The following is a 14,836-nucleotide window of genomic DNA, read 5'->3' as shown; positions in this document are numbered from 1 at the left end:
TAGAAGGTAGGTAAGATGTGTGATAGAATTTCGAAATGTTTCCAAAATGTATCCGAATGGTACAAAAGGATTGAATAATATAAACTTGAACATTCAAAAAGGTGAGTTTGTTGTAATGGTAGGGCTGTCGGGGGCTGGAAAGTCTACACTTCTTAGATCGGTAAATCGCCTTCATGAGATTACAGAAGGAGAAATCTTGATTGAAGGTGAGTCTATTACTGCTGCGAAAGGAAAAGAATTACGACGCATGCGCCGGGATATTGGTATGATTTTTCAAAGTTTTAACCTTGTAAAACGATCAACAGTTTTGAAGAATGTATTAGCTGGGCGTGTTGGATACCATTCGACTTTTCGTACAACGTTAGGTCTATTTCCAAAAGAAGATTTGGAGCTTGCCTTTCAATCGTTAAAAAGGGTGAATATTTTAGAAAAAACATATGCGCGAGCTGATGAATTATCAGGAGGACAACAGCAACGTGTATCGATTGCTAGAGCGTTGGCACAAGAAGCAAAAATCATATTGGCAGATGAACCTGTTGCGTCGTTAGATCCGCTAACAACAAAGCAAGTATTAGATGATTTGAAAAAAATTAATGAAGATTTTGGGATTACAACAATTGTAAACTTACATTCTATTGATTTAGCTAGGCAATATGCGACACGCATTATTGGATTACATGCAGGCGAAATTGTTTTTGATGGTTCAGTAGAAGAGGCAACGGATGAAAAATTTGCTGAAATTTATGGAGACGTAGCGCAGAAAAGTGAATTATTAGAGGTGGCAGTTAAATGAATGACGCGACGATATATTCGAAATCGATACCGAAGCCGCCGAGTAAGTTGAAACATATGTTAACGGCTATTCTAGTCATTTTACTGTTGTGGGGAAGTAGTGTACAGGTTGACGCATCATTTTCAAAACTAGTAGTTGGTTTTCCCAATATGATTGATTTGTTAAAAGAGATGGTGCCGCCTGATTGGAGTTATTTTCAAGTTATTACAACAGCGATGTTAGATACAATACGTATGGCGATTATTGGGACGACTTTAGGAGCGATTTTAGCTATTCCACTGGCACTATTTGCGGCAAGTAATGTGTTTACTAGTACATTTTTGTACGGTCCAGCTCGATTGGTTTTAAATTTTATCCGAACGATACCAGATTTATTATTAGCAGCAATTTTCGTAGCTATTTTTGGAATAGGACCACTTCCAGGTATTTTAGCTCTTACTTTTTTCTCAATTGGGCTCGTGGCGAAATTGTTGTATGAGTCAATGGAATCGATTGATCCAGGTCCATTAGAGGCGATGACAGCAGTAGGAGCAAATAAAGTGCAATGGATTGTGTATGGGGTAATTCCGCAAGTGAAAGCACATTTTGTCTCCTATGTTCTTTATACATTTGAGGTGAATGTACGTGCAGCAGCTGTTTTAGGTTTAGTAGGAGCGGGTGGTATTGGGTTGTATTATGACCGTACACTTGGATTTTTACAATATCAACAAACTGCATCTATTATTATTTATACTCTTGTTGTTGTATTGTTAATTGATTATGTAAGTACATTGTTGCGGGAGAAATTATAATGAGTAAAACGACGATAATTGTACCAAAACCGAAGAAACCGAGTGTGTATCGCTGGTTTATTTTTATAGCACTTGCATTTGTTTATGTATGGGCTTTTTCAGGAGTCCCGCTAGAGGGAATAAAGGATACGGCAGGAGAAATTACAAAAGCAATTATGACAGGTGTATTGAATCCAGATTGGTCGTATGTATCTTTGCCAGATGGTGAAGATTTATTACATGGCTTAATTGATACGTTGGCAATTGCGATATTAGGTACATTTATTTCTGCCTTTTTATCTGTTCCATTCGCTTTTTGGGCGGCAACGAATATGAGCAGTGGAAAATTAACGGCAGGAACTGGGAAATTTGTACTTAGTTTTGTTCGTACATTTCCTGAATTAGTTATGGCTCTTTTATTTATAAAAGCTGTTGGACCAGGCTCCTTTGCCGGAGTTCTAGCTTTAGGATTACACTCTATCGGAATGTTAGGGAAATTATATTCAGAAGGAATTGAAAATATAGATAAAGGACCGACGGAAGCGTTAATAGCTACAGGTGCGAATCGCTTTCAAATACTTTGGTATGCAGTATTGCCACAAGTATTACCGGATTTTCTATCGTATACGTTATACAGGTTCGAAATTAATGTACGATCCGCTGCCATTTTAGGTGTTATTGGAGCAGGTGGGATTGGTACGCCTCTAATTTTTGCACTGAGTTCACGCAATTGGTCTCGTGTGGGTATTATTTTATTGGGTATTATTTTAATGGTAATTATCATTGATTTTATTTCAAGTTCGATACGGAAGAAAATTGTATAATTTATTTTAAGCACCTATAAAAGGTGCTTTTTTATATAATAAGAATAATAAATGTGAGCAATAGGGGGGATAATTTGGCTTTACAGCACGAGTTTGTATTTGTTTCGAATGAAAAAAAAGGGTTGGATTTTATAGGTATAGATTGGATTGAACTTTGTTTTCTATATAAAGAAGAGGCAACGATAGATGAGTGTGTTGTATTAAGTGATGAGCTAATCGTATATCTATTAGATTTTACCCATTGGATTCCGACCTATTATCCAGCGAAAAGAGCAGAAGGGTTTGGAATTCACTATTATGGTATTACGAAAATAGAACAGCAAGGGGCAGTGATAGCAGAACAGTTATTTTGTTCGCTAGTTAACATGTTTTCTCTAGCGCCAGAAACAATCGAACTGACAGGGCAGTTTCAATGGGAAAATGATAATAATACTGATGGAGGATATGAAAGATACGTATTTGATCGAGATAAATTATGCCAAGATTTAAATTCTTTTATTCGTTTGCTTTGCAGAGTGAAAAATGGGGAAGGATATATTTTGCATTATGGAATTTGAAAATGATGAATAAATATACAGATAATTCCCTTTCTTTTTAAAATAAAAATAATGAAAAAGTATGTCATATTGAATACCCATACATTCCCGAAATCATTGATTTTTTTATGAAAAGCCAAAAAAATATCAACATATTTGTCGATACATGTTGTATAATCTTGCGTGGGAAGCTATCATATAAATGTATAAAACGTTTACTAATATAAGCGAAGGGAAGAATAGCATGTCACATTCAATCGAACAACTTTCTATCAACACGATTCGCACATTATCCATCGATGCGATTGAAAAAGCAAACTCTGGTCACCCAGGAATGCCAATGGGTGCAGCACCAATGGCTTATACATTATGGACTCAATTTATGAAACACAATCCAAATAACCCAACGTGGTTTAACCGTGATCGTTTCGTATTATCTGCAGGTCATGGTTCAATGTTACTATACAGCCTACTTCACCTATCTGGTTATGATGTAACAATGGATGACTTAAAGAACTTCCGTCAATGGGGAAGCAAAACTCCAGGACATCCTGAGTACGGTCATACAGCAGGTGTAGACGCAACTACTGGTCCACTTGGACAAGGTATTGCAACTGCTGTAGGTATGGCAATGGCTGAAAGACATTTAGCGGCTAAATATAACCGTGATGCGTATAATGTAGTAGATCATCATACATACGCTATTTGTGGTGATGGAGATTTAATGGAAGGCGTTTCTGCTGAAGCATCTTCATTAGCTGCTCATTTACAATTAGGTCGTCTTGTTGTGCTTTATGATTCAAACGATATTTCATTAGATGGCGATTTAAATCGTTCATTCTCTGAAAGTGTAGAAGATCGTTACAAAGCATACGGATGGCAAGTAATCCGTGTTGAGGATGGAAACGATATTGAAGCTATCGCGAAAGCAATCGAAGAAGCGAAAGCTGACGAAAAACGCCCAACGCTAATTGAAGTAAGAACGACAATTGGTTTCGGTTCTCCAAACAAATCAGGAAAATCAGCTTCACATGGTTCTCCACTTGGTGTAGACGAAACAAAATTAACGAAAGAAGCATATGCTTGGACTGCTGAGCAAGACTTCCATGTAGCAGAAGAAGTATATGACAACTTCCGTAAAACTGTACAAGATGTTGGTGAAACTGCGCAAGCAGCGTGGAACACTATGCTAGGTGAATATGCACAAGCATACCCAGAATTAGCAAACGAATTACAAGCGGCAATGAATGGTCTTCTTCCAGAAGGTTGGGAGCAAAACTTACCAACTTATGAATTAGGATCAAAAGCAGCAACTCGTAATTCTTCAGGTGCTGTAATTAATGCAATTGCAGAGTCTGTACCATCATTCTTCGGTGGATCTGCTGACCTTGCTGGTTCTAACAAAACATACATGAATAACGAAAAAGACTTTACAAGAGATGATTACAGCGGAAAAAACATTTGGTACGGTGTACGTGAGTTCGCAATGGGTGCAGCAATGAACGGTATTGCACTACATGGCGGTTTAAAAACTTACGGTGGTACGTTCTTCGTATTCTCTGACTACTTACGTCCAGCAATTCGTCTTGCAGCATTAATGCAATTGCCAGTAACGTATGTATTCACACACGACAGTATCGCTGTTGGTGAAGATGGTCCAACACATGAACCAATCGAGCAATTAGCAGCGCTACGTGCAATGCCAAATGTATCTGTTATTCGTCCAGCTGATGGTAACGAATCTGTTGCAGCTTGGAGACTAGCTCTAGAATCTACAAACAAACCAACTGCTTTAGTATTAACTCGTCAAGACCTTCCAACATTAGAAGGTGCAAAAGAAGATACGTATGAAAAAGTAGCAAAAGGTGCATATGTAGTTTCTGCAAGCAAGAAAGAAACAGCTGATGTAATCTTACTTGCATCTGGATCTGAAGTAAGTCTAGCTGTTGAAGCGCAAAAAGCGTTAGCAGTAGACGGCGTTAACGCAGCTGTTGTCAGCATGCCATCTATGGATCGCTTTGAAGCTCAAACAGCTGAGTACAAAGAATCTGTATTACCGAAAGCCGTAACAAAACGTTTCGCAATCGAAATGGGTGCTACATTCGGATGGCACCGTTACGTAGGTCTTGACGGAGATGTGTTAGGTATCGATACATTCGGTGCTTCTGCTCCTGGTGAGAAGATTATGGAAGAGTATGGATTTACTGTAGAGAACGTTGTTCGTAAAGTAAAAGAAATGCTTTAATGATTTTAGAAAAATCTCTCCGGCATGGAGAGATTTTTCTATGTAAATGAGTTTTTTCGACAGAAAAAGTTTTTTATCTCTCCGCAGTCAGACAATCATTGCAAAATTTCTTCTATATAATGAAGGGAAAAGGTTGTCCAGATTGGGAGGCGAAAGATGAAAACGTATGAATTGTATTTAATTCAAGAGGATATTGCGAAAGCTTACTTTGGTCGTGAATATTTGTTTTTTGATTTATTTGCTAGATTTTCAGAATCTGGGTCCCTTTCGGAGAGAAAAGTGTTATATAAACAAATGATGTATATAACGATGCCATTACAAGTAATGAAAATTCACCATAAATTAGAACAAGCTTTGCGCGTTCTTGGTAAATATGATCGAACACATCATACACATACACTTTATACAGGAGCGGAATACGGCGAAATAATGGTGAAACCGCACTATATTCGCATGAATACCTCTGGAAACGTTTCTATGGAAACGACTTTCTTTGAGGTGTTAAGAAAGTGTGAATTAACATTTTTAGCTATGGATTATGAAAATACAAAGTACGGATGGCTGAATCCTCTAAAACAAGTACGAACATATGTGTAAAAAATGTCGAATTGTATCTTGTCTTATTGAAAAGGTTTTAGTACACTGTAAGGTAGACAACATGAAGGAGGAAAATATATGCCAATTTGGTTAGGTATTCTAGTGGGCGTAGTAGCACTAGTAGCAGGCGTGGCGTTAGGATTTTTCATTGCCCGCAAATACATGATGAACTACTTAGAAAAAAATCCACCAATTAATGAACAAATGTTAAAAATGATGATGATGCAAATGGGACAAAAACCTTCCCAAAAGAAAATCAATCAAATGATGAGCGCGATGAATAAGCAACAAACGAAATAAGCGCTAAAAGACACTCGCTAAGAGTGTCTTTTCTTTTTGTTAGTTATGTAGTTTAAAACTTTTAAAAATTCAGTATTTTTGGTAAACTGAAAACATCGCTCATTTTAAGGGAGGAGGATAAAAATGAAGGTATTTATTAATTTAGCGTGGTTTTTTAAACAAGAAAAACGAGCGTACATAATCGGAATTATTATGTTATTTGGTGTCGCGCTTCTTGAACTTGTAGCTCCGAAAGTACTAGGTATTGTAGTAGATGAAATTAATAATGGAACATTAACATCTGAAAAATTGTTGAAGTGGGTTATTCTGTTAGTAGTTGTAGGGATTACTATGTACATATTACGTTATTTATGGCGTATTATGATTTTTGGATCTTCGTTAAAACTAGCCCGTCAATTACGAAAGAATTTATATGAACATTTTACAAGGATGAGCCCATCTTTCTATCAATCACGTCGTACGGGTGATTTGATGGCGCATGCGACTAATGATATTCAGGCGATTCAACAAACTGCTGGATCGGGCGTTTTAACACTTGTTGACTCATTAGCGGTTGGGGGATGTGTACTCGTAGCGATGGGTTTTACAATTAGTTGGAAGTTAACATTGTTAAGCTTAATTCCAATGCCGATTGTAGCGATTTCGACAAATTATTATGGAACGTTATTACATAAAAGGTTTCATAAAGCGCAGCAATCGTTTTCAGAAATCAATGATAAAGTGCAAGAGAGTATGAGTGGGATGAAGGTAATTCGATCACTTGGACAAGAGAAAGAAGATTTACAAGCATTTCGAAAAAAATCAGAAGATGTTGTACATAAAAATATGTTAGTCGCACGTATTGATTCGTTGTTTGATCCAACAATCTCTCTTATCGTTGGATTTTCTTTTTTAATTGCAGTGTGTTACGGGTCAGTATTAGTTGTGAGGGGTGAATTAACTGTAGGTGATCTCGTTACATTTACAACGTATTTAGGTACCCTCGTTTGGCCAATGTTAGCCTTTGGATGGTTGTTTAATATTATGGAGCGTGGGCGTGCTTCGTATGACCGTGTAGAAAAAATTCTCTCGCAAAAATCAGATGTAGTAAATAGAGAAGATGCTGTACATAAAGTAGCAAGCGGTGATGTTACATTTGCGGTCGATTCATTTTCATATAAGAAAAATGAACTGTTACAGCTAATAGATGTTCACTTTGATTTGAAGAAGGGTGAAACACTAGGAGTTGTCGGACGTACAGGAGCAGGGAAAACGACTTTATTAAAATGTTTAATCCGTGAGTATGATCATTTTAGTGGTGAATTAAAAGTTGGGGAGCGGGATATTCGCGATGTAACACTTTACGGTGTCCGTTCTGCCATTTCATACGTGCCGCAAGATCATTTTTTATTTTCAGCGAGTATTGGGGAGAATATTGCCTTCGGAAAGGCGGATGCTACATATAATGAAATAACCCGCGCTGCAGAGATTGCTTGTATTCATAATGACATCCTCCAATTTTCAGAAGGGTATGAAACGGTAGTAGGAGAAAGAGGCGTTTCGTTATCTGGAGGTCAAAAACAGAGAATCTCTATTGCACGTGCTTTATTAACGAATGCGGAAATTTTAATTTTAGATGATTGTTTATCAGCGGTAGATGCAAAAACAGAAGAAACGATTTTAAATGCATTAAAGAGGGAAAGAGCAGGAAAAACAACGATTATTACTGCTCATCGTTTAAGTGCAATTCAACATGCCAATCTTATACTTGTTGTGGATGAAGGCAGAATTGTGCAACGAGGTACACATGAACAATTAATGAAAGAAAACGGTTGGTATAAAGAAATGTACGAGAGCCAGCAGTTAGAAGCATTAGTCGAGAAAGGAGGCGTATGATGACCGGGAAGAAGCGGAGTGATTTAAGTAGATTACTTTCTTATATGAAGCCATATAAAAGGTTACTATCTTTAGCATTTATCTTTTTAGTTGGTGCAACTGTAACTGAAATGATGGGTCCTTTTTTAATTAAACAATTTCTTGATGAACATTTAGTACCACGTAACTTTGATCAATCAGCACTTGTTACTCTATTTGTAGTGTATCTTATTGCTCACTTATTAAAAGTATTATTTACTTATTTAGACTTATTGTATTTTCAAAATATCGCTTTTAAAATTGTTCAAGATATGCGTGTTGAAGTATATAATCATGTTCAAAAGTTGTCATTAAGTTTCTTTGATCGTACGCCGATTGGTACGCTTGTATCGCGCATAACGAATGATACGGAAGCAATTAAAGATTTTTATGTCAGTGTATTATCCACATTTGTCAAAAATGTAGTCTTTTTAATAGGTATTTTAGTAGCAATGTTTTTATTAAATGTAAAACTAGCTCTATTTTCTCTCGTATTAATTCCGATAATGTTTGCAATTATGGTGCTATATCGCCGGAAGAGTGCAGCCTTTTATTTAGAAGTACGTAATCAATTAAGCGTGTTAAATGCAAAGTTGAATGAGTCCATTCAAGGAATGAATATTGTTCAAGTGTTCAGGCAAGAAAAGCGTATGAGAAAAGAGTTTGAAGAAGTGAATAATAAACATTATAGTGCAGGGCGACGGACGTTAAAGTTAGACGCGTTACTTTTACGTCCAGCAACTGATTTAGTTCATATTGTGGCTATTGCGTTAGTACTTGGTTTATTTGGAATTGATGCTTTGAAGAGTCCTGTTGAAGTAGGTGTCTTATATGCGTTTGTTAACTATATACATCGTTTCTTCCAGCCTGTAAATGAGATGATGATGAAATTATCATTTTTCCAACAGGCACTTGTTTCATCATCACGTGTATTTCATTTAATGGATGAGAAAGATTTAGCTCCAGTTCAAAAAGGGGATGGAAATCCTCAAGTTGTTAATGGAGAAATTGAATTTAAAAATGTTACTTTTTCGTATGATGGAAAACGTGATGTTTTAAAAAATGTATCTTTTCACGTGAAACAAGGGCAAACAGTTGCTTTCGTTGGGCACACTGGTAGCGGAAAAAGTACTATTATGAATTTGTTAATGCGATTTTATAATATTAAGTCCGGAAATATTGTAATAGATGGTGTAGATTTAGAGAGATTTGAAGAAAGAGAAATTAGAAAGAAAATAGGACTCGTATTGCAAGATGCATTTTTATTTGCGGGAAATGTAAAACAAAATATTCGTATGTACAATGAAGAAATTACGGATGAAGAAGTAAAAGAAGCGGCACAATTTGTGCAAGCGAATACGTTTATTGAAAAATTACCAGAGCAGTATGAAACAGAAGTAGTAGAAAGAGGAGCTGCATTTTCTAGTGGTCAACGACAATTAATTGCTTTTGCTAGAACGATAGCAACGAATCCGAAAGTATTAGTATTAGATGAAGCAACAGCTAATATTGATACAGAAACAGAAGATGCGATCCAAACAGCATTACAGCAAATGCGAAAAGGGAGAACGACTATAGCAATTGCACACAGATTATCTACAATTCAAGATGCAGATCAAATTTTTGTTATGCATGATGGAGAAATAGTAGAAAGAGGAACACATCAAGAATTACTGAGTGAGCAAGGGTTGTATTATAATATGTATTTACTACAAAATAAAGGGATTTTACAAAAGGCCTTGTAATTATAAGGCCTTTTTACTTTGTTTATAAAATATGTTTGCTCTCAATTTCTATAGTATAAACGTCGTGACCCTTTATTAAAGTTGTACATATTGTATGTATACGAAATGAAAAAAATTGATAGGAGCTTTTATATGCAAGATAGATCTAGTTCAAATATTACGTTTATCGATGTGTCTCATTGGGAAGGGAACATTGATTGGAATGCAGTGAAGGGATCGGGTATTTCAGCGGCGTATGCAAAAGCGACAGAAGGTGTGAATAATCTTGATCCTACTTTGGTTCAAAATGTACAAGCAGCACGAAATGCGAATGTATTAATCGGTGCATACCATTTTGCACATCCAGAACTAAATGATGCAATTTCAGAAGCGAAACATTTTGTGAATATATTACAAAGCAATTAGACAGACTTAATGCCAGTTTTAGATTTAGAATCACCGATAGATCCGAGTAATAGTAATTTAACTGGTACTGCTATATCTAATTGGGCAAGAAGTTTCATAAATTATGTGAAACAGGCTACTGGAAAAGATGTCATGTTATATACAGGAGTTTGGTATATTAATGAGTTTGGAATTAACGGATTAAGCGATATTCCACTTTGGATTTCTAAATACTCTAGTACGCCGCCTGCTGATGCTGGTGGATGGACAGAGTGGACAGCATGGCAATACACAGATTCTGGTCAAATTTCAGGTGTAGTAGGAAATTGTGACGTATCAGCAGCGGTTTCATTAGAAGCTTTGCAAGGAAATGGAACAAATGGTGGTGGAAATGTTTCTCCACCTAGTACTGCTACTGCAGTCTACGGCGTTGCTGTAATTAAAGGCGATAATGTAAATTTACGGAGTGGACCATCTTTACAATCTAGTGTAATTCGCCAGCTAAATAGAGGAGAATCATATGAAGTTTTGAATGAACAAGATGGTTGGCTTGCTTTAGGTGGAAACGAATGGATATACTATGATCCAAGTTACATTCAGTATAAACATTATGTGGCGACTATTACTGGTGATAATGTGAATCTGCGGGATGCTCCATCATTAAATGGAAATGTTATAAGACAGTTACATCGCGGTGAGGCTTATAGAGTATGGTGTAAGCAAGATGGCTGGCTTGGTTTAGGTGGAAATGGCTGGATATACTATGATTCAAGTTATATTCAGTATGGTGTACAATAAAATGCACGTAAAAGGTATCTCGCCTGAGATTCCTTTTATTCTGCTATTTGCGAGCAACCTGAAACAATCAGTAGGGAATGAGAAAAATCGCTTATTAAAGTCTCTCTTCATTAAAAATATGTGATTTTTACAAAGTGTATATTGAAAGCATAGTATAATATAATGGATGTTTATAAAAATAAATGAAAATGGAATAAAGGAGTAAAGATATGGATTATGTGCTAATAGGTGTGATTTTATTATTATTAGCTGTAGTATTCGTGCTGTTCTATAAAAATAAACAGCTAGAATCAGAGAGTCAGCAAGTAGAATTTGAAAAGAAACAAGCAATTGAAACGTATGAAACTGAAATTGCAGCTACGGTTACAGAGCATAAAGAACAACAAAATACATTGAAAAATATGGAACAGAAGAAATACAATGATTTACAAATAAGTGCAGCTAGAGAACTTGAAAATATGCGTATGATGAAAAATCAATTAGCTATGCAACATAGTAAAGAACGAAGTGAAATACAAGAAAAACATAGTAACGAAATACACATGTTTCAAAAGTTAATTGCAAATTTGCGAGAGTATACGAAAAATGGAGCTGAAGTGAATACACACGAAACATTACATTATATGAAGCGTGGCTTCGTAGAGCAAGGCATAATACTAGACACTGAATTGCATATTATGCCAAATGTTTTTATTAGAAATCAGCATGGAGGAAATGATTGTCGCATTCATCATCTTGTCTTAAGTAAAACGGGTATGTATCTACTTGAGACGAAAGAATGGACAGGGAAATTAATTCATGGCTTAACGAAAGAAAATGCTAGTATATATTCATTTATGATTGATGAAATTGGCAAGTATCAACAAGAAGTAGAGAAAGAAGAGACATTTGAATGCGTTACAGGTGAAGATTCATTAACGATACAAGTGAAAAATGAAGGGAATCCAGTATATAGAGCGAAGAAATTATCTCATATTCTATACAATTGTTTAAAAGAAATACAAGTTGATATTGTAAAGGAAAAAGTAAAACCGATTGTATATTTTTATAATGAGAGTGGGAAAGAAGTGCTAGATCTGTCTGAAGAAAAAACGCCGAGATTAAAAGATAGAGAGCAAATTGTAACGTTCTTCAGAAATGAGATCTTAACAGGGAAAGTAATATATACAGATCAAGAGTTAGAAAAACTTCGAGAAATCATTAGCCGGATGAATTATAAAATAAATTAAAAAGAGGTGGGCTTTTTGAGTGCTATATTAAGGGGTATTTTGTATGTTTATGTTTGTTTGTATATACTAATGTATCTTGCGTTTATGTTTGTTATTGATGTGGTTCATATGTCAGTAAGTGTAAAAAGTATGTTTGTAGTAGTCATGCCATTTGCTATATTAGTCGTAATTCAAAAGTTCGTCTTACGTACTTCTGTAAATCATAATACAGAAAAAAAGCAAATGCTAGGTGTAATGATAGTAGGTTGTATTCTATTGATAGTGTGCACTGCGCAATTAAGTATGAATACATACACCTCTAAGTTTAATCAAGATCGGTGGTTACATGCTGAAGAGAAACGGGTACATATGGTAGATGATCTAATGCAAAAATATAAATTAACAGGGAAGTCAAATGAAGAAATCACAAAATTATTAGGAACGCCTACTGAAACGAGAAATGGAGAAGAAGGGATTACCACTTCGTACTATCTTGGAAATGAACGTGGCTTTATTTCAATAGATAGTGAACAGCTTGTTTTACAATTTGATAGAGATGGTAGAGTTATGGAATATAAGGTGCATAGAGGTTAAAGAAATGTAGAGGGAAGCTATATATTATAGCTTCTTTTTATATTCCAATATAGTAAATGTAGGCAAATAGTAGTCATTCCTATCTATACGAATCGGAATGAGTCTGTTATATTGTAAATGGTTATGTAGTTTAATAGTTTACTAGATGTCCTATATTTTGGTTGAGGAGGGGGAAATTAACACGAATTTAATTATGGCGTGTTAAGTATTATGATGAAAAAAAGATTTTATAATGTTTTAGCTGCATCGATTGTATTTAGCGTGGTAACGATTCCGAATTATTCCTATGCTAATGAGTTGGAAAAAACTGTAGCGGTTTCACCTGATGTACAAGCTTTAAAAAGTATTGAAAACCATATGAAAGAGGAAGATGGTCGAGGAGAAGATAAAGGAGTAAAAAATGAAGTGCAAGGCGAATTTCTTGTACAAATAGTGAAAGAAGTACCTTTATATGATTCTAGTAATTTTCAAAAAGAGACAGGGGTTCACATTTCGAATCAAGTTGTAAAAGCTGAGAAGAGAAAAGGAAACGCTTACTATGTTCGGACTTCATCTGGAACTGGATGGATAGAAAATAGTGAGGGGAATGTAGAGGTTAAAGAATTTCACCCTTTATTAAGTGAAAAGTTGGTTATTAATGAAGTAACCTCTACTTACTCTGAACCATTTACTTCATACAAAGAAGAAAATGTATTGGAGCCACAAAATATTCAAGCAATTGGACAGGCCGGAGAATGGTTCCAAGTAAAAATAAATGATGAGATAAAATGGATTTATTCACCTTCAGCAAAATTTGAAGGAACAAAAGCTTCAATTATTCAAGAGGCAACACCAGCACGTACAAAACGTGCAGCAGTTATGTATGCTGCACCAATAGAAGAGAAAACAACGGATATTTATGGTGTAACTTTAAAAGAAATGATTGTACCGAAAGGAAATGAAAATATCCGTCCCGGTTATGCGATGAAGCCGAAGTATATTACGATTCATGAGACAGATAATTACAGTGTTGGGGCAAATGCTAAAAACCATGCAATATATTTATATAACCAAGCAACGGGAACGGAAGATCGTTCAGCGTCATGGCACTTTACGGTAGACGATAAAGAAATTTACCAACATCTTCCATTAAACGAAAATGCTTGGCATGCAGGAGATGGAGCAGAAGGAACTGGAAATCGAGAATCAATTGCGATTGAAATTGCTGTAAACGAAGATGGTGATTATAATAAAGCTGTTGAAAATGCTCGTAAATTAACAGCTTACTTAATGGGAGAATTACATATTCCTTTAGAAAATGTGAAGAAACATCAATTCTGGAGTGGAAAGAATTGTCCGGCTATTATGATTAAAAATAATGCGTGGGAACCATTCTTACAAGGAACAAAGGTTTATTATGATGCGAACCATAAAGATGATATAACAGGTGGTTGGTACGAAGCAGACATTCGTGAATTAGATAAACGAGGCATTATGATTGGGGATGGGAAAGGTTCTTATTGGCCAGAGCGTCTTGTCACACGTGGCGAATTTGCGAATTTAATTTCAAGATCATTACAGTTACCTGAAGGATCATCGAATTTTAATGATTTAAATACAGCACATCCATCGCTAATAGATGGTATTAATCGTGCAGCAACTGCCGGGATAATAAGTGGTAGAGGAAATGGGACGTTTGCTCCAAATGATACGATTAAACGAGATGAAGCTGTTATCATGATTGATCGTGCACTGCAATATAAAAAAATTAAAGGTAACTTAGTTCCGTTACCATTCTCGGATCAAGATTTAGCATATGATAAACAAGCTGTACAACGTGTTTATGGATTAGGTATTGTAAAAGGAAATGAAAATAATGAATTTATGCCGAAAGGTTCTGCAACGCGTGGAGAATCGGCAGCATTTATTAATAGAATGTTAAAAGTAATAGAAAGTAAATAATAAAAAAGCACTCGCTTTTGCGAGTGCTTTTTTATTTTTCAATATGTTACGGAAGGGAGAGAAGGATTTTGAGTGGAATAAGGAATGAAAGCGGAGGTGATGCATATATATGGATGCATTGGGTTGTTTTTATCTCGCTATTTGCGGGCAATAAGACTCCCACTTCAAAGTTTCACTTTATCATATTGTATAAATGAAAAGGAGGTAA

Annotated in this window: 12 protein-coding genes and 1 pseudogene; all 13 read left to right on the top strand. The window is 35.7% G+C overall.

Annotation, left to right across the window (positions count from 1 at the left end):
* The first annotated feature begins 19 nt into the window (after window positions 1–19).
* The 13 genes and pseudogenes from phnC to GFJ36_RS19150 all read left to right on the top strand — a co-directional run bounded on the left by phnC (window position 20) and on the right by GFJ36_RS19150 (window position 14,628).
* Window positions 20–793, top strand: coding sequence for a phosphonate ABC transporter ATP-binding protein (gene phnC / locus GFJ36_RS19210; RefSeq protein ID WP_087982021.1), 774 nt, complete (start codon window positions 20–22; stop codon window positions 791–793).
* On the top strand, window positions 790–1,584 hold the full coding sequence (phnE, locus tag GFJ36_RS19205; RefSeq protein ID WP_000996079.1) for a phosphonate ABC transporter, permease protein PhnE: 795 nt from the start codon (window positions 790–792) through the stop codon (window positions 1,582–1,584). The genes phnC and phnE (GFJ36_RS19205) overlap by 4 nt, the downstream gene beginning before the upstream one ends.
* The gene (gene phnE / locus GFJ36_RS19200; protein ID WP_048565869.1) at window positions 1,584–2,387 is read left to right on the top strand and encodes a phosphonate ABC transporter, permease protein PhnE; all 804 of its coding nucleotides are present in this window, start codon (window positions 1,584–1,586) and stop codon (window positions 2,385–2,387) included. The genes phnE (GFJ36_RS19205) and phnE (GFJ36_RS19200) overlap by 1 nt, the downstream gene beginning before the upstream one ends.
* Window positions 2,388–2,461: 74 nt before the next feature.
* Window positions 2,462–2,944 (top strand): coproporphyrinogen III oxidase, encoded by a 483-nt coding sequence (locus GFJ36_RS19195; protein ID WP_088608934.1) that lies wholly within the window; start codon window positions 2,462–2,464, stop codon window positions 2,942–2,944.
* Window positions 2,945–3,167: 223 nt separating this feature from the next.
* On the top strand, window positions 3,168–5,168 hold the full coding sequence (gene tkt, locus GFJ36_RS19190) for a transketolase (protein WP_097889937.1): 2,001 nt from the start codon (window positions 3,168–3,170) through the stop codon (window positions 5,166–5,168).
* A 156-nt stretch (window positions 5,169–5,324) separates the two neighbouring features.
* Entirely contained in the window at window positions 5,325–5,765 is a 441-nt protein-coding gene (gene sirA / locus GFJ36_RS19185) for a sporulation inhibitor of replication protein SirA (RefSeq protein WP_048527522.1), read from the top strand.
* Window positions 5,766–5,843: 78 nt separating this feature from the next.
* Window positions 5,844–6,065 (top strand): YneF family protein, encoded by a 222-nt coding sequence (locus GFJ36_RS19180; RefSeq protein ID WP_001123315.1) that lies wholly within the window; start codon window positions 5,844–5,846, stop codon window positions 6,063–6,065.
* Window positions 6,066–6,188: 123 nt separating this feature from the next.
* Complete coding sequence (locus tag GFJ36_RS19175; RefSeq protein ID WP_048544175.1) at window positions 6,189–7,940, top strand: ABC transporter ATP-binding protein; 1,752 nt, start codon at window positions 6,189–6,191, stop codon at window positions 7,938–7,940.
* Window positions 7,940–9,703 carry an ABC transporter ATP-binding protein gene (locus GFJ36_RS19170; protein WP_060487428.1) on the top strand — a complete coding sequence of 588 codons (1,764 nt, stop codon included), beginning with the start codon at window positions 7,940–7,942 and terminating at the stop codon, window positions 9,701–9,703. Before GFJ36_RS19175 ends, GFJ36_RS19170 begins: the two co-directional genes overlap by 1 nt.
* Window positions 9,704–9,835: 132 nt before the next feature.
* Window positions 9,836–10,885: pseudogene (locus tag GFJ36_RS19165) on the top strand (GH25 family lysozyme).
* Between the two features lie 209 nt (window positions 10,886–11,094).
* Window positions 11,095–12,114: a nuclease-related domain-containing protein gene (locus GFJ36_RS19160; RefSeq protein ID WP_088064227.1), complete on the top strand. Its 1,020-nt coding sequence runs from the start codon at window positions 11,095–11,097 to the stop codon at window positions 12,112–12,114.
* 6 nt (window positions 12,115–12,120) lie between these two features.
* On the top strand, window positions 12,121–12,687 hold the full coding sequence (locus GFJ36_RS19155) for a hypothetical protein (RefSeq protein WP_088064226.1): 567 nt from the start codon (window positions 12,121–12,123) through the stop codon (window positions 12,685–12,687).
* A gap of 213 nt (window positions 12,688–12,900) precedes the next feature.
* On the top strand, window positions 12,901–14,628 hold the full coding sequence (locus tag GFJ36_RS19150) for an S-layer homology domain-containing protein (protein WP_157349720.1): 1,728 nt from the start codon (window positions 12,901–12,903) through the stop codon (window positions 14,626–14,628).
* Window positions 14,629–14,836 lie beyond the last annotated feature (208 nt).

It is taken from the genome of Bacillus sp. EE-W1 (assembly GCF_009760835.1).
Classification (GTDB): domain Bacteria; phylum Bacillota; class Bacilli; order Bacillales; family Bacillaceae_G; genus Bacillus_A; species Bacillus_A wiedmannii.
Note: the sequence above shows the minus strand (reverse complement) of the source record. Positions and strands in the feature narration are given on the sequence as shown.